At 70.3% G+C, this 26,273-nt stretch carries 18 protein-coding genes; 3 read left to right on the forward strand and 15 right to left on the reverse strand.

Features of this window, described 5'->3' with window-relative positions; genetic code table 11:
- Nucleotides 1-11: 11 nt before the first annotated feature.
- From ACQEU1_RS44395 to ACQEU1_RS44420, 6 genes are read right to left on the reverse strand one after another with little or no spacing between them, the layout of a single operon-like run.
- Nucleotides 12-908 (reverse strand): NAD(P)-dependent oxidoreductase, encoded by an 897-nt coding sequence (locus ACQEU1_RS44395; protein WP_433216713.1) that lies wholly within the window; start codon nt 906-908, stop codon nt 12-14.
- Nucleotides 905-1,411, reverse strand: a complete 507-nt coding sequence (fae, locus tag ACQEU1_RS44400; protein ID WP_433216716.1) for a formaldehyde-activating enzyme — start codon at nt 1,409-1,411, stop codon at nt 905-907. Before fae ends, ACQEU1_RS44395 begins: the two co-directional genes overlap by 4 nt.
- A gap of 2 nt (nt 1,412-1,413) precedes the next feature.
- On the reverse strand, nt 1,414-2,334 hold the full coding sequence (locus ACQEU1_RS44405; protein ID WP_433216719.1) for a glycine betaine ABC transporter substrate-binding protein: 921 nt from the start codon (nt 2,332-2,334) through the stop codon (nt 1,414-1,416).
- 33 nt (nt 2,335-2,367) lie between these two features.
- On the reverse strand, nt 2,368-3,150 hold the full coding sequence (locus tag ACQEU1_RS44410; RefSeq protein WP_433216722.1) for an ABC transporter permease: 783 nt from the start codon (nt 3,148-3,150) through the stop codon (nt 2,368-2,370).
- Entirely contained in the window at nt 3,147-4,118 is a 972-nt protein-coding gene (locus tag ACQEU1_RS44415; protein ID WP_433216725.1) for an ABC transporter ATP-binding protein, read from the reverse strand. Before ACQEU1_RS44415 ends, ACQEU1_RS44410 begins: the two co-directional genes overlap by 4 nt.
- Nucleotides 4,111-4,761 carry an ABC transporter permease gene (locus ACQEU1_RS44420; RefSeq protein ID WP_433216728.1) on the reverse strand — a complete coding sequence of 217 codons (651 nt, stop codon included), beginning with the start codon at nt 4,759-4,761 and terminating at the stop codon, nt 4,111-4,113. Before ACQEU1_RS44420 ends, ACQEU1_RS44415 begins: the two co-directional genes overlap by 8 nt.
- Nucleotides 4,762-4,876: 115 nt before the next feature.
- On the opposite strand from ACQEU1_RS44420, the gene ACQEU1_RS44425 reads away from it, so the two are divergent.
- Nucleotides 4,877-5,713 (forward strand): IclR family transcriptional regulator, encoded by an 837-nt coding sequence (locus ACQEU1_RS44425; protein ID WP_433216731.1) that lies wholly within the window; start codon nt 4,877-4,879, stop codon nt 5,711-5,713.
- On the opposite strand, the gene ACQEU1_RS44430 is transcribed toward ACQEU1_RS44425, so the two are convergent.
- Genes ACQEU1_RS44430 through ACQEU1_RS44450 form a run of 5 tightly spaced genes read right to left on the reverse strand, consistent with a single transcriptional unit; the run spans nt 5,704 to nt 10,454 of the window.
- Nucleotides 5,704-6,075, reverse strand: a complete 372-nt coding sequence (locus tag ACQEU1_RS44430) for a hypothetical protein (protein WP_433216734.1) — start codon at nt 6,073-6,075, stop codon at nt 5,704-5,706. The genes ACQEU1_RS44425 and ACQEU1_RS44430 overlap by 10 nt on opposite strands.
- A gap of 10 nt (nt 6,076-6,085) precedes the next feature.
- On the reverse strand, nt 6,086-6,652 hold the full coding sequence (locus tag ACQEU1_RS44435) for a hypothetical protein (protein ID WP_433216737.1): 567 nt from the start codon (nt 6,650-6,652) through the stop codon (nt 6,086-6,088).
- The gene (locus ACQEU1_RS44440) at nt 6,639-8,237 is read right to left on the reverse strand and encodes a substrate-binding domain-containing protein (protein WP_433217092.1); all 1,599 of its coding nucleotides are present in this window, start codon (nt 8,235-8,237) and stop codon (nt 6,639-6,641) included. The genes ACQEU1_RS44435 and ACQEU1_RS44440 overlap by 14 nt, the downstream gene beginning before the upstream one ends.
- The gene (locus tag ACQEU1_RS44445) at nt 8,237-9,379 is read right to left on the reverse strand and encodes a toxic anion resistance protein (RefSeq protein WP_433216740.1); all 1,143 of its coding nucleotides are present in this window, start codon (nt 9,377-9,379) and stop codon (nt 8,237-8,239) included. Before ACQEU1_RS44445 ends, ACQEU1_RS44440 begins: the two co-directional genes overlap by 1 nt.
- Before the next feature lies 1 nt (nt 9,380).
- Entirely contained in the window at nt 9,381-10,454 is a 1,074-nt protein-coding gene (locus ACQEU1_RS44450; RefSeq protein ID WP_433216743.1) for a hypothetical protein, read from the reverse strand.
- A gap of 171 nt (nt 10,455-10,625) precedes the next feature.
- Here ACQEU1_RS44450 and ACQEU1_RS44455 point away from each other — a divergent pair, with 171 nt between their 5' ends.
- Nucleotides 10,626-10,949, forward strand: coding sequence for a YciI family protein (locus ACQEU1_RS44455; protein WP_433216746.1), 324 nt, complete (start codon nt 10,626-10,628; stop codon nt 10,947-10,949).
- Here ACQEU1_RS44455 and ACQEU1_RS44460 read toward each other — a convergent pair.
- Complete coding sequence (locus ACQEU1_RS44460) at nt 10,946-11,959, reverse strand: aldo/keto reductase (protein WP_433216749.1); 1,014 nt, start codon at nt 11,957-11,959, stop codon at nt 10,946-10,948. The genes ACQEU1_RS44455 and ACQEU1_RS44460 overlap by 4 nt on opposite strands.
- 86 nt (nt 11,960-12,045) lie before the next feature.
- Here ACQEU1_RS44460 and ACQEU1_RS44465 point away from each other — a divergent pair, with 86 nt between their 5' ends.
- On the forward strand, nt 12,046-12,891 hold the full coding sequence (locus ACQEU1_RS44465) for a helix-turn-helix transcriptional regulator (RefSeq protein ID WP_433216752.1): 846 nt from the start codon (nt 12,046-12,048) through the stop codon (nt 12,889-12,891).
- Here the strand turns inward: ACQEU1_RS44465 and ACQEU1_RS44470 are convergent.
- The 3 genes from ACQEU1_RS44470 to ACQEU1_RS44480 are packed head-to-tail and all read right to left on the reverse strand — an operon-like array spanning nt 12,859 to nt 26,262.
- Complete coding sequence (locus ACQEU1_RS44470) at nt 12,859-13,812, reverse strand: alpha/beta hydrolase-fold protein (protein ID WP_433216755.1); 954 nt, start codon at nt 13,810-13,812, stop codon at nt 12,859-12,861. The two genes, ACQEU1_RS44465 and ACQEU1_RS44470, sit on opposite strands and share 33 nt — an antisense overlap.
- The gene (locus ACQEU1_RS44475; RefSeq protein ID WP_433216758.1) at nt 13,809-15,500 is read right to left on the reverse strand and encodes an ABC transporter ATP-binding protein; all 1,692 of its coding nucleotides are present in this window, start codon (nt 15,498-15,500) and stop codon (nt 13,809-13,811) included. The genes ACQEU1_RS44470 and ACQEU1_RS44475 overlap by 4 nt, the downstream gene beginning before the upstream one ends.
- On the reverse strand, nt 15,487-26,262 hold the full coding sequence (locus tag ACQEU1_RS44480) for an amino acid adenylation domain-containing protein (protein WP_433216761.1): 10,776 nt from the start codon (nt 26,260-26,262) through the stop codon (nt 15,487-15,489). Before ACQEU1_RS44480 ends, ACQEU1_RS44475 begins: the two co-directional genes overlap by 14 nt.
- Between the last annotated feature and the right edge of the window lie 11 nt (nt 26,263-26,273).

Genomic DNA, 26,273 nt, shown 5'->3' on the forward strand with positions numbered 1-26,273 from the left:
GGCTTGTCCCCTCACAGCCTCAGGTCGACCCCGATGAGGTCCTCGTAGAGCTTCACCGGGGTCATCTCGCCTGCCTTGTCGCCGTAGGAGGCGCGGGCACGGCGGAAGATCTGCTCGACCAGCGCGGACAGCTCGGCCGGCACGCCGACGGACGCGGCGAGGTCGGTCGACAGGCCGAGGTCCTTGCAGGCCAGCGCGATCGCGAAACCCTCGTCGTAGTCGCCGTGGTCCAGAATGGACAACACGTCGTTCTCGACGAAGTTGCTCTGGGCAGGGCTGTTGACGAGCGCGTTGCGCAGCACACCCAGCTCGACTCCCGCCTTCACCCCGATGGCCAGCACCTCGGCCGTCGCGACCAGGTGCGAGAACCACAGTTGGTTCAGCATCAGCTTCACGGTGTAGCCCGCGCCGTGACCGCCGACGTGCAGGATGCGTTCCCGGTCGCCCATGGCCTCAAACACCGGGAGCAGGCGGTTCACGTCATCGTGGTCGCCGCCGACGAAGATCTGCAACGTGCCGTTGGCCGCGCCGACGGACATGCCGCTCACCGGCGCGTCCAGCACGTGCAGGCCGGGGTTGCGCTTGCGCACCTCGTCCGCGACCTCGGGGACCGAAGTGGACATGTCGATCCACGTGCCGCTCGGCACCATGCCGGCGAGCACACCGGCCTGGCCGTTCAGCACCTCGTGCACGTGCTTGGGGGTGGGCAGCATGGTGATCACCAGGTCGCTGTCGGCGGCGACCTCGGCGGGGGTGTCGGCCCAGCGCGCCCCGCCGTCGATCAGCTCGTCGGCGGCCTCGCGCCGGACGTCGTTGACCACCAGGGAGAAGCCGGCCTTCTGGAGGTTCCTGGTCATGCCGGAACCCATGCTGCCGAGGCCGATGAAGCCGACGGTGGGAGTGCTCACGCTCTCTCCTCGGATGGCGTGTAGAAGGGGTTGCTCGGGGTGTTCCGCGCGGCGAGGACGTCCGAAGTGGACGGCAGGTCCTTGGCGCCGTTGGCCAGCGCGGTGCGCGTGGCCTCGCGGTTGTTGCGGTACACGGTGTCCGCGTCGTCGGCGCCGGGATTGACCCAGACCGCCGCGATCAGCACGTGCGTGGACATGTCCGGCTCGGGGATGCTGCCGTCGGCCACCGCGTCGGCGACCCCGGCAGCCACTCCCGCCTGGGCGGGACCCCAGATCAGCAGGCCGTGGTCGTCGTTCGCGGGGGCGGCCTTGGTGACGAACAACGTCATCGGCTTGACCGGCAGCGACGGCCGCAGCACCGCGACGAACGGGACGTGCCCCGCGGACGGGGTGGCGAGGGCGGTGGCCCACGCCGTGCCGGCCGGTCCGTCGCGGTGGCCGAGCACGGTGTTGATGTGGGCGGCGTTGACGCCGTCGCCGACGAAGCTCTCTCCGATCTGCATGGTCAGATCAGCCCCTGCGCGGTCAGCCACTCCTGCGCGACCTCGTCCGGCTCGTCACCGTCGACGTCGACCTTGGCGTTGAGCTTCTGCATCTCTTCCGTGGTCAGCTTGTCCGCCATCGGCTTGAGCACGTCCGCGATCTTCGGGTGGCTCTTCAGCACGTCCGCCTGCAGCGTGAAGCCGCCCTGGTAGATCGGGAAGAACGCCTTGTCGTCCTGCAGCACGGTGAGGCCCAGCGCGGCGATGCGGCCGTCGGTCGCGAACACCTCGCCGAAGTTGCAGTCCTTGCCGTCCTTGGTGGCGGTGTAGATGACGCCGGTGTCGAGCAGCTTCACGTTGTCCTTGGCCGCGTCGAACGCGTACTCCTTCGAGACGCCGGGCCAGCCGTCGTCACGGGTGGAGAACTCGCTCTCGATGCAGAACGTCCGCTCGTTCGCGGGCAGCTTGGCGATGTCGCTCATCTTGGAGACGTTGAGCTCCTTCGCCTTCTCGTTGCGGATCGCGAAGGTGTAGGTGTTGTTGAACGGCGCCGGCGCGACCCAGGCGATGTTCTTGGCCTCGTCGGCCTTCTTGACCGCGTCGAACTGCTCGGACTCGGTCTTGATCGGCTGCGTCTGCTTGTTGTAGGTGATCCAGGACGTGCCGGTGTACTCCCAGTAACCCACGAACTGCTTGTTCTCCAGCGCCTGCCGCACGTTCGCCGAGCCCACCAGCTTGGTGTTGGCCTCCAGCGTCGCGCCGTGGGCGTTGAGCAGCTTGGTGGTCAGGTGCGCGAGGATGTACTGCTCGGCGAAGTCCTTGGACCCGATCTGGCCGGACAGGCCCGCGAGGTCGCTGCCCTTCGACTCGGTGGTCGCGTCGGGGGAGCTAGAACAGGCGGCCAGCCCGAGGGCCAGCACGCCGATGAGGGCGCGCTTGTACATGGAAGGTCCTTTGTGGCGTTCGGCGGAGGTGGGTTACAGACCGCGGGGGCGGACGAGGTCCTCGACGAGACCGGCGGCCCAGTCGATGAGGACGGCGATCGAGGCGACGAGCACGGCGCCGACGACGATCACGGGGTAGCGCTGGAGCTTCAGGCCGTTGACGATCATGTCGCCGAGACCGCCTGCGTTGATGAACGTCGCGATGGTCGCGACACCGACGGAGAACACGAGAGCGGTCCGCAGTCCGGCCAGGATCACCGGCGAGGCCAGCGGGAGCTCGATGCGCCAGAGGACCTGGCGCGGTGTCATGCCCATGCCCCTGGCGGCCTCGCGGGTGGCGTGGTCGACCTGTTCGAGGCCGGTCAGGGTGTTGCGCAGCACGGGCAGGAAGCAGTAGGCGACGAGCGAGATCAGGGCGGTGTAGAAGCCCGTCTGCCACACGATCGCCAGCAGGATCACCACACCGACCGCGGGCGTCGCCTGGCCGATGTTGCCGAGGCCGATGACGAACGCGCGCACCGCCTTGGACTTCACCCGGTAGGCGGCGATGCCCGCGGGGATGGCCAGGAGAGCGACGAGGGCGGAGGAGACCACGGTGAGGACGAGGTGTTCCCAGGTGCGGTCGATCAGGTAGCCGGAGTTGAGGGTGCGCTGCTCGATGGAGTCGAGGGTGAGGGTGCTGAGCCAGAGGAACAGCACCGCGAGCACGACCACGACCGCCAGCGGAGTGCCGAACCGGCGGAGGGAGAGTCGAGGCGCGGCCGGGGGATTCGAGCTCGTGGAGGGACGGCGGGTGACCTCGGGCTGGGCGGTCATGACGCCTCCACCGGTTGCCGGGCCTTGCCCAGCGCGGCCGAGATCTTCGCGTGCGTCAGCGATCCACCGCCACCGGACACGTTCACCCTGTCCGCGCCCGTCACCATCAGCAGGTCCAGCGCGTCCCGCAACGACGCGTCCGCGTCCACCGCCGGCGCCGACGCGTCCGGCGCGTCCAGCTCCACGTCGCTGATCGGGATCAACGCCAGGCGCATCAGGCCCGCGCCGTGCCCGATGAAGCTCGACACGTAGTCGTTGGCGGGGTTGGCGAGGATGTTCGCGGGCGTGTCGAACTGCTCGATCTGGCTGCGTTCGCTCAGCACCGCGATCCGGTCGCCGAGCCGGATGGCCTCGTCGAAGTCGTGCGTGACGAAGATGATCGTCTTGCCGATGTCGGCCTGCAGCTTGAGGAACTCGGCCTGCAGCTTCTGCCGGGTGATCGGGTCGGTGGCGCCGAACGGCTCGTCCATCAGCATCACGGGCGGGTCGGCGGCCAGTGCCCGGGCGACGCCCACTCGTTGCTGCTGGCCGCCCGAGAGCTGCTTGGGGTAGCGGTGCGCGAACACGGCGGGGTCGAGCTGGACGGTGCGCAGCAGCTCGTCGACGCGCGAGGCGGTCTTGTCCTTCGACCAGCCGAGGAGCTTCGGGACGGTGGCGATGTTCTCCGCGATCGTCATGTGCGGGAACAGGCCGATCTGCTGGATGACGTAGCCGATGTGCCGGCGGAGTTCGTTGGGGTCCAGCGAGAGCACGTCCTGGCCGTCGATCGTGATGGACCCGCTGGACGGCTCGATGATGCGGTTGATCATCTTCATCGTCGTGGTCTTGCCGCAGCCGGACGGCCCGACGAACATGACGAGCTCGCCCGGATGCACGCTCAGCGAGAAGTCCTCGACCGCTGCTTGCTGCTGGCCCGCGTACCGCTTGGTGACGTGGCTCAGCTCGATGCCGACTCCAGGCTCAGACACGGAGACCCCTCGAGGTGCTGTAGCGGGCGATGAGGACGAAGGCGCCGTCGATCAGCAGGGCCAGCAGCACGACGCAGACCGTGCCGGTGAGCGCGAAGTTGAGCGCGTTGACCGAACCGAGCGAGGACAGGCCCTTGAAGATGTAGAAGCCGAGACCGGGACCCGCGACGTACGCCGCGATCGCCGCGATGCCGACGGTGAGCTGCGCCGCGACCCGGATGCCGGTCACGATGACCGGCCACGCGAGCGGCAGCTGGATGCTGAGCAGGGTCTTCACCGGCGTCATGCCCATGCCGCGGGCCGACTCCACCAGGTGGGCGGGCACCTCCCGCAGGCCGACCACCGTGTTCCGCACGATCGGCAGCAGCGAGTAGAAGACCAGCGACACCACCGTCGGCGCCCACCCGAGCCCGAGCACGGGGCTGAGCAGCGCGAGCAGTGCCAGCGACGGAATGGTGATCGCGATACCGGCGGCGGTGAGCGCGATCGAGCGCGGAACGTTCTTGTCCCACACCAGCAATCCGATCAGAACGCCGAGCACGGTGGCGATGGCGAGGCTCAGAGCCACCACGGCGAGGTGTTGCAGCGTCAGCGTCACGAGATCTTCCCAGCGGCGGGCCAGGAAGTCGTCGAGCTTTCCCATCTCAGGGGGCCTCCTTTCGGCGACGGTGCCGATGGCCGGGAACGGTAGGTTTCGTGTGGTCTTATGCACAACAGGTGTTGGCAATATGGCAACGCCCCTCGTAAAGTGCCCCGCCATGCAGGGATCACGACGCAACTCGGCAGGCCTGGCACGCGACATCGAGGTGCTGGAGGTGCTCGGCCGGCCTGAAGCGGTTCAGTCGGGAGGCCTCGGTGTCGTGCGCATCGCCGCGCTCGTCGGCCGCGACAAGACCGTCGTCTCGCGCACGCTCGCGACCCTCGCCGAGAGCGGCCTCGTCGACCGCGATCCGGACTCGCAGGCTTACCGGCTGGGCTCTCGGTTGTTCGCCCTCGCTGCCCGCACCGCCGAGGGCGCGCTGGCGTGGAACGCCCGGGCCCCTCTCAAGCACCTCGCTCACGTGACCCGCGAGACCGCGCACCTCTGCGTGCTGCGCGGCGGGAACGTGCTGACGCTGCTGAGCGAGCTGAGCCCGAACCGCTTCCACACCACCGGCTGGGAGGGTGTGACGACGGCGGCCTGGCGCACCCCGTCCGGGCGTGCGCTGCTGAGCGACTGGGACGAGGGTTCGTTGGAGGTCTGGTACGCCGAGCACGGCCACGACGAGGGCGTGCTGGAGGCGGGGGAGCGGGCCGACTCGACGTTCGCCGTCCTCGCCCAGCCCTCGCCGCGGCCCAACTCCATCACGGACCTGGACTCGCTGGTCGGCGAGCTGCGGCGGGTGCGCGAACGCGGTTACGCCACGTCGGACGAGGAGCTGGAACGGGGTGTGGTCGCGGCCTCGGCGCCGGTGTACGACTTCACGTCACGGGTGGTGGCGGCGCTGAACGTGTCGGCGCCCAAGGAACGGATCGGGGCGCAGCTCGACAAGCTGGGCCGGATCGTGGCGGGTGCGGCGCGCGATCTGTCCGCCGCGCTGGGGCATCAGGTGTGACGCGGGAACATCGCGTACGACAGGTCGTCCGTCAGCGGCGTGGAGAGATGGCCCTCGCCCGTGGTGTCCTCAAAGGACAGGAGTGAGCCGGGGCCGAACTCACGCCGTTCACCGCTCGAGACGGTGACCGCGGCACGCCCGGTGAGCACGACCAGCCACTGTTCCCTTGGCGCCACGTGCAGTTCCCACTCCGGGGTGCCGCCGTCGGGCTGCTCGACGACCAGCATCCGGGACGCCGGGAACGGGCCGGACACCAGCAGTGGAGGCACGCCCTCGACCGTGACCGCCGGCGTGCCCCGCACCTCGACGTCCTCGAAGGCCGACCCGCCGTTCTCGTCCGCGAAGATCCGCACGTACCTCATGATCGCGAGGCTACTCGCGGTCCTCCAGGTAGCGCCCGTGGTCGGCCTGGCGTTGCGCGTCGGCCGCGTGGAACCGCTCCGCCGTCCTGACGGCGTCCGCGTGCAGCAGGTCGAGCTGCCGCACCAGTTCCGTGCCGGAGCCCTTCGCCGCCGCGTACCACCACGGCAGGTTCAGGTAGCTCTGCACGGACAACGGCAGATCGGTGCCGACGAGCCGGGTCACGGCGTGCAACGCGTCGGGGTCGGCCCGCAGCTCGCGGGGCCGGTCCAGCATGCCGCGCAGCACCTCGGCGATCTCCCCGATCCTCGGTTTCGCCTCGTCCGGCACGCGCAGGCCGTGCACGCGCAGGACCAGCGCGTCCAGCTCCGACCGCAGCGCCCCTGCCTCCTCGACCGGATCGGTCACCAGCGTGACGCGCTCGGGCGGGGCGACGAGCGCGCCGACGCAGTACAGGCCGATCACCACGAGCACCCAGTAGGAGCCCGCCAGGCCGGCGAAGTGCAGCAGCAGGCCGGCCAGGCCGAGCGCGCAGCCGGCGAGGTTCTTCCAGGAGGCGAGATATCTACTGATAGCCACGGATCTCCTTGAAGGCGGCGGAGAGCGAGCGGCTGCGGGCGTCGAACACCTTGCCACCGCTGATCTTCGCCACCTGCTCCATCTCGGTCGTGGCGCTCTCGCCGAACAGCACCGGGAAGATCGGGATGCCCTTGAGGTTCGCCGGCAGGCCGTCGTGGAACCGGGAGAACTCGTTCACGTCCTCGCTGCCGGTGTTCTCGCCGTCGGTCATCAGCACGATCGACGTGAACCGGTCGGGGTCGGCGTCGATCTGCTGCCGCAGCACGTCGTAGCCGCCCCGCAGGCTGCTGTAGATCGCCGTGCCGCCCGAGGCCTCCAGCGACGTCGCCGTGGACCGGATCTGGTCGAGGACCTGTTGAGGGTTGTCCTGCGGCACCTCGTACTTCATCGCCGGCTTGGCGCTGCTGCTGAACGGCAGCAACGTCACCTGCTCGCGGCCGTGGAACCGGCTGAACTTGCCGGCGAGCGACGAGTCGGCACCGGTGAGGCCGGTCAGGGCCTGGCGCAGGCCGTCGATGCGGTCGCCCTGCATCGAGCCGGACGTGTCCAGCACGTAGAGCGTGCGCGACGGGCGGCGCAGCTGGTCGAAGTACGTGGTGATCAGACCGTCCACAGCGGACTGACTGCCGGGGAAGGGCAGTTCCACCAGGTCCTTCACCGTGAACTTGCCGTCCAGCGGCACCTGCGGCACCCCGGGACGGCGGTGCGTGGTCTCCATGATCTTGCGCTGGGCGTCCGGGCTCTTCAGGTAGTCCGAGAGCTTCTGGTGCGCGTCACGGGCCTCCGAGGACGCCGACGTCAGCAACGTCAGCGGGTAGTCGGCGGTCACCACGCCGTCGTTCGGGTAGATCAACGTCAGCGGCTGCGGCAGCGACAGCAGCACCGACTCGTAGTTGATCAGACCGTCCACTTTGGCCCCGGGATCCTGACCGCCGGCGCGCCGCACGTACGCCTCGGAGAGCCACCCGGACGACCCGGCCGACAGCGTCTGGGCCGAGAAGAACTGCTTGAGCTGCGGCGCCACCGCGTCGATCCTGGCGGCGTCCAGCGCAGAACCCGAGCCGGACAACGCCGCCGCCACGCCCACCAGCGCGGAGAAGCCGGAGTTGGACGCGGACGGGTCCGTCATGCCGTAGGTGAACTTCTGCGCTCCCGCGGCCGCCGCGATGTCGGCCCAGCCGACCCGCTTGCCGTCCCAGCCGAGCTCGGTGACCTTCGCGGCGGGCAGGCCCAGCACGACGGGGGAGGACATCACCTTGGTCGGCGTGCCGAGGCGCTTCTGGGCGTCCGGCACGAGCTCCAGGTAGCGGTTCGAGGAGAACCAGACGGCGTCGAAGCCCTTCTCGGCCTCGCCGCTCGCGACCTTCTCGGCGCCCTCGATGGTGCCGCTGAAGCTGAACTTCACGCTGACGCCGGTCGCCTTCGCGGCCTCCTCGAGGACCGGCTGGAGGTCGGCCAGCTCGCTGCCGGCGAGCACGCGCAGCACACCCGGCGAGGCCTCGCCGACGGGCTGGGCCGGGTCGCCGGAGTCGGAACACCCCGCCAGCAGGGCCACGATGCCCAGGACGGGGAGGAAGCGGCGGATCATGCTGTCTCCTCTGCGCCGCGCACGCGGCTCAGGTGGTCGTGGGCGCGCCGGATCTCGGCGTCCAGCGCGGACACCGTCGTGGACATCGAGTCGGCGGCGCGGGCCTTGAACGTGTCGATCGCGTCGATCGCCGCGTAGATCTGGTCGAACGACGTCCGCACGGCCTCGATGCCGACCGCCGGGGTCGAGGCGATGCGCTGGACGTCCTGCCCCTGCAACGACATCAGCGCCGCGTTCGACTGGAGCAACGAGTCGGTGAGCCCGCGCACGGCGTCCACCTGGTCGATCACCTCGCGCTGCCCGGCCAGCGCCGCCGCGACCGCGACCCCGATCCGCAACGCCGTGACGGTCGTGCTGACCGCCCGTTCGATGCCCTTGATCAGCTCGTCGTTGTTGCGGCGCACCACGTCCAGCGCCAGGTACCCCTGCGCGCACACCGCGAGCTGGGTCAGCAGGTCCTGGTGGCGCTGCCGCAGTCCGAAGAGGACGTCCGCGCGCAACGCCTGCGCCCGCGCGGGTTCGGCCAGGTCGAAGATCGCGACCTGCCGTTCGACGGCCTCGTCCATCTCCCCGGCCAGCGCCGCGTCGGCGGACAGCTTGGTCATCAGGTCCCACAACCGCTGCCGCTCGCCTTTGATGGCCGCGTTGTCCCGCTTCAGCGCGTCCTGACCGGACCGCAGCTTCAGCACGATCCGGTTGATCGGCTCGTCCGCCGCCCGCAACCGCGCCAGCACGCCCCGCGCCGCGTTGCCGCCGGGGAGGAACCCGAGGATCTTGCGGCCGGTCAGCTTGCTCAGGTCCTGCGGGTCGAGCTCGCGCACCGACCGGCGCAGGTCGGTCAGGCTGGTCGACACCTGCGCGCCGTGCGGGGACGACACGGACGCGAGTGTGCGGTCGAGCATCCGGCCCGCGATCTGCGCCGCGAGCCGCATCTCCGCCTCGCCGAGCACCAGCGCCTCGTCCACGATCCGGCTGAAGTCGGGCGACTGAGGGTCGACGGCTCCGAGCGCCGCGATGAACCCCTCGGCCTGGGACGACAGCTCGACGCGGGCCTCGTCGCCGACGGGGATCAGCCCGGCGGCGCGGTCGACGGGCACGGGCTCGACGGGATCCGGTGGGGTGAGCACGAAGTCCGTCATGTCAGTACTGCTTCGCGATCGCTTCGAGCATCCGCTCCAGCGTCTCGTGCGCGGGCGGTTCGACCACGTCCACGATCGTCTGCGGCACGGTCAGGTTCTTCTCCTTGACGATGTCGTTGAAGTACTTGGGATCCGCGGTCCGGAAGCCGAACGTCGCGGCGAGCTTGCCGAGCTCGGGATCGGACTGCAGCAGCTGCCCGACGCGGTCACCGGCCTCGCGCAACGGCACGAGCGTGTGCTTCGACAGCACCGTCGGCGCCGGGTAGAGCAGCTTCATGTCCGGCCGCACGGACGAGTCGCCGCGCACCACCCGGTCCACGAACTGCGCCTCGTACGCGAGCACCAGCGGCGTCTTGCCCATCCCGGCGGACAGGTAGTCCTCGAACGGGCCTTCGGTGCTGCTCTGCGTGTACCCCTGGTCCAGGAACAGCTTCGTCACCGCCGGCAGCACGCGAGCCTCGGCGTCGGGCGAGCTGACGACCCCGCCGTTCGCGACGAACGACGTGATCGCGAGGTACATCGCGGCCGAGTTCGAGTCGCGCGGGTCGGTCGTCGTGACGAGCAGGTTCTTGCGCGCCGGGTAGGAGCTGTTGCCCGGCAACTGGTCCCAGCGCGTGCCCTTGGCCGCGAGGTCCAGATAGGCCTGCACGTCGAACGTCTGGTAGCCCGGACCCGACTTCACCACGCCGGCCTGCGTGAGCAGGTCGATGATCGGGTCGAACGAGGCGATGACCATCGGCGACGAGAAAGGCGCGTACGTCCGCGCCGCCTTGCGGTCGCGCTGGATCTTCTCCGCCGCGGGCGCGCTGGACGGGAACGCGAAGTCGTACGAGTTCAGATCGGTCGCGGTCGCGATCTGCCGCGACCCCGCCGGGTCCACCTCGACCTTGAGGCCGTTGCGCGCGAACTCGTCCTTGACCCGCTGGTCGGCGAAGAAGGCGAGCTTCTCCGACCCGATCACGCCGCGCACGGTCTGCAGCGCGACCGTGTCCCCGCCGCCCTGGCCGAGCACGATGGCCGTGATGACGCCTGCGAGCAGCACTACCGCAAGACCGATGCCGAGCGTTCTCTTCACTGTCCACCTCTGCGAAAAAGCCCTGTCAGGGAACAGATCTTTCGTCACTTCGACGCCCGAACAGGGAGCGTGGTCGCAATCGTGAGGTGAACAGTCGGTGAACGGGCCGATGAGTTTCGAGCGCACGCGAAGTCGGTATTGCTGAAGAGTCCGGAATGAGGAGGTTCAGCGGTGAAGTTCGTGACGATCGGCTACGGAGAGCGTTCGGGCTATGACAGGACCGACCCGGTCATCCGCGACGAGGCGCACGCCCACGACGAACGGCTGCGGGCGGCCGGAGCGGAGATGGGCATCGCCGGGCAGCCCGTGCAGGTGCGCAACCCCGGCGCGACCGGGACGGTGGTCGACAAGGGCGCGTTCATGACGTCGGCGCTGCCGATCGCCGGGTTCGCGCTCATCGAGGCGGACTCGCTGGAGGAGGCCGTCGACATGGTCGCCAAAACGCCGTGCGCGGTGGCGCACGGCGTTGTCGAGGTGTGGCCGTTGCAGGACTAACGGCGGCGCAACCGCTTGTCCTGGATGACCGGCGTGAGGATGAACGCGTCCTTCTGCCGCACGTTCGTGCCGGGGTACACGATCTCATCGATCCGGTCGAGCATGTCTTCGGTGAGCCGGAACTCCGAGTGGTCCAGCAGGCTCGCGAGGTGCTGCGGCTTGCTCACGCCGAGGAGCACCGACGTCACCGCCGGGTGGTTGAGCACGAACGCCGTCGCGAGCGTCGGCAGCGGCACCCCGGCCTCGGCGGCGAGCTTGGCGAACTGCTCGACGGCGGCGAGCTTCACCTGGTTCTCGCGGTCGTCCCGGTCGAACATGCCGCCCCACGCCGACCGCGTGGCGCTGCCGGCGGCGGGGTCGACCCGGCCGGAGAGCCACCCGCCGGCGAGCGGGCTCCAGGTCAGCACGCCCATGCCGTGCCGCTGCACGGCCGGCAGCACGTCGGCCTCGATCGCGCGGTCGAGCAGCGAGTACTGCGGCTGCTCGGTGCGGAACCGCTGGTGGCCGCGCTTCTCGGCGACCCACTGCGCCTCGACGATCTCGCTCGCGGGGAACGCCGACGAGCCGATGCTGCGGACCTTGCCCGCGCGCACCAGGTCGGTGAGCGCCGCCAGGGTGTCGTCGATGTCGGTGTGCTGGTCGGGGCGGTGCATCTGGTAGAGGTCGATGTGGTCGACGTCCAGGCGCCGCAGGCTGTCCTCGACCGCCTGCTTGACCCAGCGCGCGGCGCCGCCCCGCGTGTTGGGGTTGTCGCCCATGGGAAGGCCGAACTTGGTGGCGAGCACGACGTCGTCGCGGCGGCCCTTGATCGCCTTGCCGACGATCACCTCCGACTCGCCCTGCGAGTAGATGTCCGCGGTGTCGATGAAGTTGATGCCGGCGTCGAGCGCGGTGTGGATCATGCGGATCGACTCGTCGTGGTCGCCGATCGCGAAGCTGCCGAACGTCATCGCGCCGAGCGCGTAGGAGCTGACCGTGATGCCGGTCGTGCCGAGAATCCTCTGTTCCATGTCTCCACTAGAACCCCGGTCCCTGGTCGCGTGGCAGGGCCTGTCAGTACCCCGCACGGCGCGGCGAACCGTCCTACGCTGGAGTGGTGAACACCGAACTCCGCGAGTTCCTCCGCTCCCGCCGGGCCAAGGTCACGCCAGAGGAGGCGGGGCTGCCCGCGCTGCCGGGCACGCGCCGGGTTCCCGGGCTGCGCAGGGAAGAGGTCGCGCAGCTCGCGGGCGTGAGCGTCGACTACTACGTGCGGCTGGAACGCGGCCGCGACGTGAACGTCTCCGAGTCCGTTTTGGACGCGTTGGCGAGAGCGTTGCGGCTCAACGAGGTTGAGCGCGCCCATCTGTACACAGTGGCCAAGCCGACCCGCAAGGCCCGTGCGCTGCCACCGCAACGAGTCCGGCCTGGCCTGCTCAGGGCGTTGGACTCGATGGCGGACATCCCGGCGATGCTGCTCGGCCGCCGTTCGGACGTGCTCGCCACGAACGCGCTGGCGAAGGCGCTGTACCTGGACTTCGGGGGCGAGCAGGACGACCGCAACGCGGTCAGGTTCATGTTCCTGAACCCGGCGGCCCGCTCGCTGTACGACGACTGGGAGGCCAACGCCCGGCTCGCCGTCGCGCACCTGCACATGTACGCCGGACGCCACCCGCACGACCCGAAGCTCGCCGCGCTCGTCGGCGAACTCTCCGTGCGGGACCAGGACTTCCGCCGCTGGTGGGCCGACAACGACGTGCACCTGCACGCCCACGGCACGAAGACCCTGCACCACCCGGTCGTCGGCGAGATCACCGTGGCCTACGAGTCGCTGACGGTGGACGGCGACCAGGAGATGTCCATCGCGCTGCACACGGTGGAGCCGGGGTCGCCGTCCGAGCAGAACCTGCGCCTGCTGGCCAGCTGGAACCTAACCGAGCAGCGCAGCGACGTCGCGCACTAGCGCGTGCCGCCAGCCCGCCCGGTCGTGCCCGGCGGGGGAGCGGTGCACGCTCACGGCCGCACCCGCCTGCGCGGCCAGCTCTTCGACCGCCTCGCAGTGCCGGTGCATCCGCGGCTCGTGCTCGCCGACGTCGAACGCGACGCGCAGCCGGGACAGGTCAGGCAGGACGCGCAGCCGTTCCGCGATGTCCCCGCCGGCCGGCCCGTCCAGGGAAAGACCGTGCTGCGGCAGGTCCCGCGCCCACCAGAACGACCCGGACTGGCACGCCACCTTCGTGACGAGATCGGGGAAGTCGAGGGCGGCCCGGAACGCGCTGAGCCCGCCCAGGCTCTGCCCGGCCACCACGAACTTCTCCAGGTCGACCGGGACACCGTTCTCCGCGAGCAACGGCAGCAGCTCGTCCCGGATCGCCTGCCACAGCCCGGGGGAGCTGTACTCGGCGTCGCGATCCCTGGGCGTGGGCAGGAAAACGAGCGTCGCGGGCGGCATCTCGCCGTTCTTCACCGCCGACTCGAACGCCGCCACCGCCGGGTGCACGTACATCCAGTCGTCGCCGTCGAGCAGCAGCACGACCGGCTCGCCGCCCTGGTGCACGCGAACCGTCTTGCGCCCCAGCGAACCGTTCCACCGGATGCGCGACGACGGCAGGTCGAACACCTCGTCCGGCCCCACGACCGGCCAGTGCGGCTGCGGGTCCAGGCCGGGCGTGGTGAAGATCGACCGGTTCGGCCCGGCCGCGTCGGGGTTGCGCGGGTCGGCGTGCTCCTCGCCGCCGGCGTCGACGAAGTGGTAGGTCACGCGCAGCCGTGCGGGCAGGTCGACCTCGGCCGCCCAGACGTCGCCCTCCCGCGTCAGCTCGACGGGCTCCAGCACGTCCTCGAAGCGGAGCGTGGCCGGGCCGGTCCACTCGAACCTGGTCATCGGGCCACCGCCAGCTGGTAGGAGGAGTCGCGGCCGAGCAGTTCGCGGTGCGTGCCTTCCGACGTCACGACGCCCTCGTCCAGCACGATCACTCGGTCGGCCACGTCGAGCAGCGCCGGGCTGCTGGTGATCACGATCGTCGTGCGCCCGCCGCGCAGCGCGACGAGGTTGCGCGCGATGAGCTGCTCGGTCACCGCGTCCACGGCCGTCGTCGGGTCGTGCAGCACCAGGATCTCGGGGTTCGCGGCCAGCGCCCGCGCGAGCGAGAGCCGTTGCCGTTGCCCGCCGGAGAGGTTCGCGCCCCGGTCGCGCACGGCGTAGTCGAGGCCTTCGGAGTGCAGGGCCACGACGTCGGTCAGCATCGCGGCGGCCACGGCCTCGTCCACCGACGCGCTGGTGCCGGACGGATCCACGTTCTGCCGCAACGTTCCCGCGAACACCTCGTGGTGCGACGGGTTGACCAGCAGGTGAGTCCGCACGCCCTCGATGCTGAGCGCCGCGACCTCCTGCTCGCCCACCCGCACCACGCCGTCGTACGAGGCCGGTGGCACGTCGACGGACAGGATCGACACCAGTTCGGCGGCGGCCTGCGGCTGGTAGGCGGCGATGGCCACGAACTCGCCCGGCCGCACCGCGAAGGTGAGGTCCCGCAACGTCCCGTGCGTGACGCCGTCGACGTCGAGCCCGCTGTCCGGGGCGGGTTCCTCGGTGCCGGGAGTCATCCGCGGCGGTGCGGCGAGGATCAACGCCATCCGGTCGGCCGACGCCCGCGCGATCATCACGTACTTGGGCATCTCGGAGAACAGCTTCAGCGGTTCGATCAGGAACTGCGCGAGGCCGACGACCATGACGAGCTGGCCGACGTTGATCTCGCCCTGGAACGTCAGCACGCCCGCCCAGAGCGTGACCGCGGCCGCCAGCAACGAGTTGAGCGCCAGCCCCAGTCCCGCGTAGACGCCGTTGACCCGCGCCACGACGATCGACTGCTTCTTCGCCTCGGTGCTCACCCGCCGGTACGCCTGGAACGCCGCGTAGCTGCCGCCGAACCCGTGCAGCGGCCGCAGTCCCGCGATCAGGTCGGACACCTTCGCACCGGCCCGCGCGACCTTCGCCTGCTGCACCTGCGTGCTCGCGCCGATCCGCCGTGACATGACGCTCAGCACGGTGAGGATCGCGGCCGTGCCGGCGAACACCAGCACGCCCAGCGGCACGCTGATCACCGCCAGCACCACCCCGGTGATCACCACCGACACCAGCGAGCTGACCAGCAGCGGCACCACCTCGATGATGTCCGCGGTCTGGTCGGCGTCCTCGGTGGCGATGGTGAGGACCTCACCGGACTTGAGGTCGACCTCGCGCGCCACCGGCTGCAGGCCGCGGTCCGCGACGGCGACGCGCCACCGGTGCGCCTCGGTCGTGTTCGCCTTCTGCAGGATCCGCATGCCGAAGCGCCACGAGTACGACACCGTCGCCATGACGAGCCCGAGGGCGAGCAGCGCCAGTCCCAGGGAACTGAGCTGCCCGCCGCGCAGCGCGTACTCGACGATCACGCCGAGCAGGATCGGGACGGCGGTCTCCGCGGCCTGGTAGCACCCCATGAGCAGGGTCCCGGCGGCCATGGCTCCGCGGTTGCGGCGCAGGGCGATCCGGAGGATCTCCTTGCCGGTGCGGACTTCAGTGTTCGTCAACGTGGCGCGCAATCGCTTCGGGGGTGGAGAGGGACATCAGGTTGCGGATCGTGACGACCGGGCCGAACTCGCGGCGGAGCAGGCCGATGAGCCGCACGGCGAGCATCGAGTGCCCGCCCAGCTCGGTGAAGCCGCTCGTCATGCCCACCTCGTCGTCGTCCAGGTCGAGCGCCTCCGCGAACAGCTCGCGGACGACGGTCTCGGTCTCGGTCAGCTCGCGGTCCTCGGCCTTGGTCATCAGCGTGCCGAGCGGACGGGCCTCGGGCAAGGCCGAGGTGTCCGCCTTGCCGTTGACCGTGAGCGGGATCGCGTCGACCTGGGCGTAGTGCGTGGGCCGCAGGTAGTCCGGCATGCCGGCGCCGACCTCGGCCGCGATCGCCGGGATGTCGGCCCCGGGTTCGAGCACGAGGTAAGCGGCGAGCCGGTACGCGCCGTCGACCTGCGGGTCCGGCTGGGCGACGGCGGCGACGAACCTGACCTGGTCGTGGGCCGCGAACCTGGCCTCGACCTCGCCGAGCTCGACGCGGTGGCCGCGGATCTTGACCTGCTTGTCGGTTCGGCCGAGGTAGAGGAGGTTGCCGTCCTCCCGCCTGATCACCAGGTCGCCCGTGCGGTACATCCGCTCGCCCGGGACCCACGGGCAGGCGACGAACCGTTCCGCGGACTGCCCCGGCTGGCCGAGGTAGCCGCGCGCGATGCCGGCACCCGACACGTACAGCTCGCCGGGGACGCCGTCCGGCACGTGCCGCAGCCACGGGTCGAGCACGTAGACGTCGGTGTTGTCGATCGCCACGCCGACCACCGGGTCGACGCAGTCGAACGTGCCGACGCCCAGCGTGTTGATCGTGTACTCGGTCGGGCCGTAGAGGTTGTAGCCGATCGTGCCGGGGGTGTCGGCGAGCTGCTGCCACAGCGTCGGCGTGACCGCCTCACCGCCCAGCAGCACCAGCGCGGGCCTGTGCTGCTCGGCCGCGAGAAGCCCTTCCGCGACGAGCTGCTGCGCGTAGGTCGGCGTCACGTTGATGACGTCGATCTCGTGGGCGAGGCAGTACTCGACGAGGCCGGTCGCGTCCCTGCGCAGCTCCTCGTCGCAGATGTGCACCTCGTGGCCGTCCGCGAGCCAGAGCAGCTCCTCCCACGACATGTCGAAGGCGAACGACACGGTGTGCGCGATCCGGAACGTCCGGTGCCCGTGCTCGGCCAGCACCGGCTCGAAGATCCGCCGCTGGTGGTTGACGAGCATGTTGGTCAGGCCCGCGTACTCGGTGACGACGCCCTTGGGCTTGCCGGTGCTGCCGGAGGTGTAGATGGTGTAGGCGGCGTGCTTGAGCCGGTCGGGGTCGTTGAGGTCGAACGTGCTGACCGGTTCGGCGTCGGGCCACGGCTCGTCGAGCTTGAACGTGTCGCTCTTGATGCGCGGGGCGACGTTCGTGGTCGTGATGATGAGTTTCGGCTGCGCGTCGTCGATGATCGCGGCGATGCGCTCGTCCGGGTGGTCCAGTTCCAGCGGCACGTAGGCGGCGCCGCAGCGCAGGATGCCGAACAGCGCGACGACCCAGTCCAGCGACCTCGGCACCGCGATGGCGACCGACGTCTCCGTTCCGATCCCCTTCGTCTTGAGGACGCCGGCGAGGTGCCGGCTGCGGTCCCTGAGCTCCGCGAACGTCATCGTCCTGCCGTGCGCGACGAGGGCGGTCCGGTCGGGGCCGCGATCGGCGGCCTGGTCGAACAGGTCGACGACGGTCAGGTCGCCGAAGTCGGTGGCGGGGTTGAGCTCCGGCTCCGGCCCGGTGCCCCTGATCGCACCGAGGCCCTGGCTTTCCGTGAGATCGCTGAGAATCCTCACGTACTCGTCGAAGAGTCGTTGTGCCGTCCTGGGTTCGGTGACCTCCGGCCGGTACTCCAGCTTGACGGTGAGCTGCCTGCCCGGCGTCACGACCCAGGTGAACGGGTAGTGCGTCGAGTCCTCCGACTCGTGGTCGATGATGCCGTTGCGGGCGTTGAGCTCGTCGAACGTGCTGTCGTCCAGGAAGTTCTGCAGCACGAACAGGTTGTCGAACAGCTGGTCGTGCCCGCTGGCCCGCTGGATCTCGCCGAGCCCGACGTGCTCGTGCTCCATCGCGTCGACCCGTGCCTTCTGCACGTTCGCCAGGAAGGTGCTCGTGTCGTCCTGCGGCCGGGCCGAGATCCGCATCGGCACGGTGTTGAGCAGCACGCCGACGATGCCCTCGGTGCCCTCCTCCTCGCGCCCCGAGACCGTGACGCCGAAGACCGCGTCCCCGCGTCCCGTCTCGCTGCCGAGCAGCAGCCCGAGCGCGCCCGTGACGACGGAGTTGAGCGTGACCCCGTACCTGCTCGCGGTCCTGCGGATCCTCTCGGAGTCCTCTTCGGACAGCGTGCGGACGATCTTCGTCGGCAACGTGTCCGAAGTGGACCCGTCGCTGAGCAGCGTCGTCCCCGGCAGGTCCTTCAGGTATTCGGCCCAGAACTGTTCCGCGGCCTGCTGGTCTCTGGTGGCGAGCTGCCGGCAGTAGTTCTCGAAGCTGGGCGCGGTGGTGGGCTGCGGCGCTTCACCGGCGAGGAGTGCCTGGTAGGCCTCGAACAGGTCGCGCAGCACGATCTCGCGCGACCAGCCGTCCCACAGCAGCAGGTGGTAGCTGAACAGCAACGCGTCCCGGCCGTCCGGCAACCGGAGCACGGTGAGCCGGACGAGCGGCGGCCGTTCGAGGTCGAAACCCGCGGCCCGGTCCTCGGTGCGCAGCGAGTCGACCGCGTCCTGGTTGAGCACGTCGACCGTGCGCACCTCGACCCGGCCGCGCTGGTTCAGGACCTGGACCGGCGTGCCGTCCTCGTCCGCGAACCCGGCCCCGACCACGGGGTGCCTGGCGATGACGTGCTCCAGCGCCTTGCCGAGCTTGTCCGCGTCGAGCCTGCGGTCGAACGTGAAGTAGCTCTGCGCCACGTAATGCCCGGCGGCGCTGAGAGCCTGGAAGTACAGCCCGCGCTGCAACGGCGACAACGGCGCCGTCCTGGTAGCGGTCGTCGAGGCGTCCGCGATGCGTTCGAGGGCCAGCAACCACCGCGCCGCCACCTCGTCCGACACGTCCTCGGACAGTGCGAACGTGGCCTTCAGGCTGTTCGTGTCGACCCAGCAGTTGACCTCGACGGCGTACGGACTCGGCTGCGCCCCCATGTCGAGGTGCAGCGCCAGCGCCTCACTGCCCCGCCCGAGGTAGTTGAACAACACCTGCGGCCTCGGCAGCGCGGCGAGAACGGGCGCGGTCTGCGGGTTGAGGTACCGCAACTGCCCGTACTGCACGTGCGTCTCTTCGGTCGGTTGCCGCTCGGCGAGCTCACGTGCTGCTGCGATGGGGTCCGTGTGCGCGGCGAGCTTCACCGGCGCGATGGACGTGAACCAGCCAACGGTGCGCGTGTAGTCGTGATGGTTGTGGACCGGCACACGACCGTGCCGTTCCATCTCGATCACCAGGTCCGTGGGGGCCGCCTGGATCTCGGTGAGGGCGGTGCGGAGCGCGCCCGCCAGCAACTCGGTCAGGCCGAGGTTCAGGGCCTGGGGCGCGGTGTGGACGACCTTGTCCGTGATGGCGGCGGACAGCGTGACGGTGACCTCGCGCTGGTCGCCGATCCGCGGGGTGAGCGACGGCGTGTCGAGCACCTCGATCCAGCGGCGCAGACCGGTCTGCGCCTGCGCCTGGAGGGCGAGGGCGCTGGTGTAGGTGCCGAACGGGGTGGTCGTGGGTGCGAGGTCCTGGTGCTGGAGGGCGGTCTGGACGTCGTCGAGGAGGATCAGCCAGGAGACGGCGTCGACGGCCAGGTGGTGGACGACGATGACGAGGGCCTGGGTGGCCTCGACCCAGGTGAAGGCGGCCATGACGCCGGCCTCGGGGTCGAGGCGGCGGGCCGCGTCGTTGGCGGCGGCGTCGAGGTCGTCGGTGGAGGCGACGGTCGGCGGCTCCGTGCCACCTTCTTCGAAGGCCCACACGCCGTCCGCGACGGTGAGCCGCATGCGCAGGGCCGCGTGCGCCTTCACCACCGCCGAGGCCGCCCGCCGGGCATCGGCCAGCGACGCGCACGCCACCTGCCGCGCCTGCGCGAACAGCCGCAGCTCCCCGCCCAGCTCCCGCTGCCGCAGCACGATCGGCGTCGGCACCACCGGCAGGTCCGCGACCTCCGCGACCGCGGCGGGAGCCGGCGCGGCCGCGAACTGGGCCGCCAGCGCCCGAGGCGTCTTGTGCAGGAACAGGTCCCGCGGCGCGATCCGCACCCCGGCCGCCCGCGCCCGGTTCACCACGCCGATCGCGATGATGCTGTCGCCGCCCGCCACGAAGAAGTCCGTGTCGGCGTCCACCCGCACACCCGGCAGCACGTCGGCGAAGATCGCGACCAGCGCGTCGACCGCGGGAGCGTCCCCGACAACCGGCGCGACGTCGGCGTCCAGCGCCTGCGCCTCCAACGCCTTGCGGTCCAGCTTGCCGTTGACCGTCAAAGGCAGGGCTGCCAACGAAAGCACGCGCGCCGGCACCATGTGCGCGGGCAGCGAGGAACCCAGCGCAACGGCCAGGTCGACCGAAGGCGTGCCCACGACGTGAGCCACGAGGTGGTCGGCGGTAGAGGCGACCGTCACGGCCACGTCCACGACGCCGGGCACCGCGCGGATCGCCGACTCCACCTCGCCCAGCTCGATCCGGAACCCCTTGAGCTGCACCTGGTCGTCGGCACGCCCCACGAACTCCAGCGAGCCGTCCAGGGTGCGCCGCGCGAGGTCGCCCGAGTTGTACATCAGCGAGCCGTCCGCGGCGAACGGGTCCGCCACGAAGCGCGACGCCGTCAGGCCCGGGCGGTTGTGGTAGCCGAGGGAGAGCTGGGATCCGGCCACGTAGATGGCGCCGATCTGGCCGGGAGCGACCGGACGCAACGAAGCATCCAGCAGGTACGTGCGCAAGCCCGGGATCGGGCCGCCGATCGGCGAGACGTCGCGGCCCGAGGCGAAGTCCGCGTCGTCGAGGACGCGATGCGTCACGTGGACCGTGGTCTCGGTGATGCCGTACATGTTCACGAGTTCCGGGCGCGAGACCCCGTAGCGCTCGACCCACGGCCGCACCCGCGACAGTTCGAGGGCCTCGCCGCCGAAGATCACGCGACGCAACACCGGCAGCGGCTCGCCCAGGCGGTCTGCCTCGATGAACTGGTAGAAGGCGGAAGGCGTCTGGTTCAGCACGGTCACGCCGCGCGAGCGCACCAGGGCGTGGAAGTCGACCGGCGAACGGGTCAGGCCGTGGTCGGGGACCAGCAGCTCGCCACCGAAGACCAGCGCGCCCCAGAGCTCCCAGACGGCGAAGTCGAAGGAGTAGGAGTGGAACTGGCTCCACACGTCGGACGGGCCGAAGTCCATGTCCGGCTGGGTGTTCGCGAGCAGTGAGACGACGCTGGAGTGCGGGACGACGACGCCCTTGGGCTTGCCGGTCGAGCCCGACGTGTAGATCACGTACGCCGGGTTGCGCCAGTCGAACGAAGGCAGCCGCGCCTCGCCCGCTACTTCCTCGCCGTACACCAGCACGCGCGCCGAGACGCCCGCGGCCTCCAAGAGCCTTTCGAAGCGGGCGCGGTGTTCGCGTTCGACGAGAACGACCTGAGGAGCGGAGTCGGCGAGAACGTACTGCAACCGCTCGTCGGGGTACGCGAGGTCCAGCGGCACGTAGGCGGCACCGGCCGACACGATGCCGACCAGGGCCACGACCTGCTGCAGTGAACGGCCGATCGCGACGGCCACCCGGTCACGCGGCGAGACACCGGCGTTGACGAGGGTGCGGGCCAGCCGGTTCTTGGCGTCGGCCAGCATGCCGTAGGACAGGCCCTCGGCGCTGCCGTCGAGGTGGCACATCGTCACGGCGCGCGCGGACGGGTCGCGCGACGCGGCGGCGTCGAACAGCTCCGCCAGCGTCCGCGGAGCGACCTCGGCCGCCGCACGGGTCGTGCCCAGCGTCACCGAAGGGACGTTCTCCAGGCGCAGCAACGAGTCCAGCGTGTCGGAGAACGCCCGCACGATCGCCCGGGCGACCTCTGAGCGCACCACGGTCGTGTCGTGGATGAGGTTGAAGCGCAACGCGCCGTCCAGCGCGCGCTCGACCACCAGTGTCAACGGGTAGTGCGACGCGCCCTCGTTCACCACCGAGTCGATCTTGAACGGGCCCTCCAGGGCCGCCAGGTCGGTCGCCACGTCGAACACGACGAGCGTGTCGAACGCCGAACCGTGCGGAGCCTGGCGCCCGATGCGGGTCAGCGACACGTGCTGATGCGGCAACACCGCGGTCTGATGTGAACGCACCGCATCGAGCAACGACCGCGCGGAAGAGCCGGCGGACCAGCCCACGCGCACCGGGATCGTGTTGATGAACAGGCCGACCATCTCGTCGATGCCCGGCACGTCCGCGTCACGACCCGACACCGTCGAGCCGAACACCACGTCCTGGCTGCCCAGCAACGACCCCAGCGTCACGCCCCACGCGCTGTGCACGGCCACGCTCAACGGCACCCCGGCCGACCGCACCGCGGCGTCCAAGTCAGGGGACGCGTCGAGCAGCATGTCCGCGAACAGCTCGGACGGCTCGTGGCCCTCCGCCACGAACGACGGACCGGGCAGCCCGGCCAGCTCAGCCGCCCACACGCGGTCGCTCTCCGCGGCGTTAGCGCTAACAAGCCAGCGGACGTACGAGGAGTAGCTCCCGCGCGGGTGCACGGAGCCAGGAGCGGAGTACTCGGCCATCAACGCGCGCAGCATCGGCGGTACCGACCAGCCGTCCGCGATGATGTGGTGCACGGTCTGCACGAGCACGAACCGCTGCGGCGCCACGCGGATCAGCGTGTACCGCATCAACGGGCCGCGAGCGAGGTCGAACCCGGCCACGCGGTCGCGTTCGGCGTACTGGGAGATCTCCTCGTCGGTCATGCCCTGGCCGTCCACGGTGGCGAACGCGGGGCGCACCCCGGACTCCAGCACCGAGACGACCCGCCCGTCGTCCAGCCCGACGAACCGGGCCGCGAGGTTCGGGAACAGCTCCAGCAGCCGGGTGGCGGCCGCCTCCAGCGCCCGCGCGTCGACCGGCCCGGTCAACGTCAGCAGCTGCTGCTCCACGTACCGGTGCGCCGACGAGTCGTCGAACACGGAGTGGAAGTACAGCCCCTCCTGCAACGGCGTCAGCGGTAGAACATCCCGCAACGCCAAGGAGTCCAGCGAGTCCACATCGGACTGCGCCAGCGGCACGAGGTCGAAGTCGCTGGGGGAGTGGCCGCCGGACGTCAGCGCGGCCAGACCCTCCAGCGCCTCCACGAAGTACGAGCCGATGGCGGCGACGTCCGAGTCGGAGAACACCCCGTCCGGCCACGAGACCACGGTGACCAGTTCTGGCGCGCCGTCGGCACCGGGCTCGGCGGAGGCGTTGAACTCCAGCGCGCGCGGCAGCCGCATCGCCGGGTCGCGCTTCTCGCCGAGCTGCCCGGCGTTCTCCGCGAGCTGCCAGTCACCCGAGGCGCCCCCGGCGAACCGGCCGAGGTAGTTGAACAGCACCTGCGGCCGCGACGCGTCGAACCGCGCGTCACCGAGGTACCTCAGCGCCCCGTACGAGACACCGTTGCTGGGCACCTGGGCGAGGTCTTCCTTCACCCGCTTCAACGCCGAGGCGAGGTCCCCGGCACCGGGATCGACCACCACCGGGAACAACGTCGTGAACCAGCCGACCGTGCGCGACAGGTCGGGGTCGAGCGGCACGAACCGGCCCTCGCGGCCGTGGCCCTCCAGCTCGATGTGCGCGAACGTCTGGTCCTGGCCGAGGTCGCGCCGCCACCGGGCGAGCGCGACCGCGAGCCCGGTCAGCAGCACGTCGTTGACCTTCGCGTGGAACAACGCGGGCACGTCACCCAGCAACGCGGCGGTGGCCGCCGACCCCACTGTGAACGTGCGCATCTGTTCGCGCGCAACGACATCCGAGTCTGACAACGAGCGGCGACCCAGCGGCTGATCGATCCCGGGAAGCGCACGCGAGTAGTAGGCGCGGTCGCCGGAGAACGAGGCCTGCTCCAGCAGCTGGGTCCACCGCCGGAACGACGTGCCCACCGGGCGCAGTTCGACCGGCGAACCGGACGACACCTGCTGCCACGCCAACGCCAGGTCGTCGAACAGGATGCGCCACGACACACCGTCGATCACCACGTGGTGGATCACGATCACCAGCTGCCGGGCGGCAGGTCGCCACACCGCGCGCAGCATGATCCCGGCGTCCGGGTCCAGCCCCTCGGTGGCCGCCGCCACGCACGACTCCAGCGGAGCGTCGCTCTCCTCCCACAGCGCGGACCCGTCCGCGGGAATGTCGAACGACCAGGCAGCACCCCGCACCAGCCGCGCGCGCAACATGTCGTGCCGCGCGACCACAGCGTCCAAGATCTCCGTCAACGCATCAGCGGAGAGCGAAGCAGGCGTGTTGAGCACGACCGACTGCACGAACCCGTCAACGGCGCCGGTGGTCTCGCCGAGCCACTGCACGATCGGCAACCCGGCCACCGGCCCGGTCGGCACGTCGTCGTGGTCGACGGCGGCGGCGCCGTCACGAGAGGCGACCGCGGCCAGCGCCCGCGGGGTGCGGTTCACGAAGATCTGGGTGGCGGTGACGAACACGCCCTCCGCCCGCAACGCCGACAGCAGCGAGATCGCCAGGATGCTGTCGCCGCCGAGCTCGAAGAAGTCCTGGTCGGCACCGACCTGCTCGACCCGCAGCACCGACGCCACGGCCGCGCAGATCACGGCCTCGTCGTCGGTCTCGGCTGCGGTCACCGGCCCGGTGTCCACGACCGGCTCCGGCAACGCGCGCCGGTCGAGCTTTCCGTTGGCGGTCAACGGGAACTCGCTCATCACGACGATGTGCGTGGGAACCATGTACTCGACGAGGTTCGCGGAAGCCCACTGCTTCACGGCGTCCGACGTCAGCGAGGAGTCCGACGGGACCACGTACCCGACGAGGTAGTTGCCGCCCGCCGAGTTCTTCCGCACCACGACGCACGTGTGCCGCACCTGGGGGTGCTCGGTGAGCGCGACCTCGACGTCCTCCAGCTCGAGCCGCATGCCGCGGATCTTGACCTGGTTGTCGACGCGGCCGAGGAAGTCGAGGGAGCCGTCCTGCGTGAACCGCGCCAGGTCGCCGGTCCGGTAGAGGCGCGAGCCGTCGGCGGCGAACGGGTTCGCGACGAACCGCGACGCCGTCAGCCCGGGAGCGTTCACATACCCGCGTCCCAGCAGGAACCCGCCGATGTACAGCTCACCGCCGACGCCGACCGGGCACGGCCGCAGCTCGTCGTCCAGCACGTACAGGTCGGTGTTCGGGTTGGCCTTGCCGATCGACGTCGACAGCCGCTCCGCCTCGCCGCGGTAGATCACGTGCGAGACGCCGATCGTGGCCTCGGCCGGCCCGTACCCGTGGTACATCGGGATGTCGAGCTGCGCCCGGAACCGGTCGTACAGCTCGGGAGTCAGCACCTCGCCGCCGCACCACACGTGCCGCAGGCTCGCCAGCTCGCCGTCGCCCGCGATGTTCAGCAGCACGTCCAGCATCGACGACACCAGGTACACGAACGTCACGCGGTGCCGGGCGATCGTCGCCAGCAGGTGGTGCGGGTCGCGTTCGCCACCGGACCGCACGACCACGGTCCGCCCGCCGCACACCAGCGGCAGGAAGATCTCGTTGATCGAGATGTCGAACGACAGCGGCGCCTTGAACAGCGACGCGTCGGAGTGTCCGAAGTGGAGGATCTGGTGCACCTGCCACAGCAGGCGCTCGCTGATCGCCTCGTGCCGGATCATCGCGCCCTTGGGACGGCCGGTCGAGCCGGACGTGAACATCACGTACGCGAGCTGCGCACCCTGAACGACCACGTCGGTGGGCGAGCCCGAGTACGACGAGAAACCCCAGTCCTCCAGGTCGACGGCGACGGCAGGAGGCTCATCGGCCCCGCCCGCACCGAGGAGCAGGACGACCTGCGCGTCGGTGATCACGGACTCGCGCCGCGAGGCCGGCCACTGCGGGTCCAGTGGCACGAACGCGCCACCGGCCTGCAGCACGGCCAGCAGACCGACCACCATCTCGGCGGAACGGTCGAGCGAGATGCCGACGACCTGCTCGGTGTCCAGCCCCAGCGACAGCAGGTGCCGGGCGAGCTGGTTCGACCGCTCCAGCACCTCGCCGTAGGTGAACGCGCGGTCCCCGTCGTTGATCGCGACGGCCTCGGGACGTTCGAGGGCCTGCGTGCGGAACAACGCGACGATGCTCGGCCGTTCGCGCGGGAACTCGTTGTCGTTCCAGCGAACGAGATCCGCGAGCCGCTCGTCCAGCGTCTGTGAGGTCAGCGAACCCAGCGCGCGGTTCGGGAACTCGGCGAGGTCGTCCAGCACGCGTTGCGCCTCGGCCAGGTCGACCCCGTCCGGAACGGGCACCGCCCAGCCGCCGGGACGTTCGATCACGCCCCACGCCTGGCCCTTGTCGGCCCACACGAGCAGGTCGCTGAACAACGACGTCGGCGTGAGCTCGAAGCCTTCGACCGCCAGCCCGGGGTTCGCCCAGAACGACAGCGCTACGCCACTCGCCACGGCGATGGTCCGCTGCGGGTACTCACCGGCACGGCGCCGGATGGAGGCGATCCGGGCGGTCGAAAGAAGTACGTCACGGTCGGCCATCTGTTCCATCGACGACTCAGCCATCCCTTCACGAT

It is taken from the genome of Lentzea sp. CA-135723 (assembly GCF_050936595.1).
Classification (GTDB): Bacteria; Actinomycetota; Actinomycetes; order Mycobacteriales; family Pseudonocardiaceae; genus Lentzea.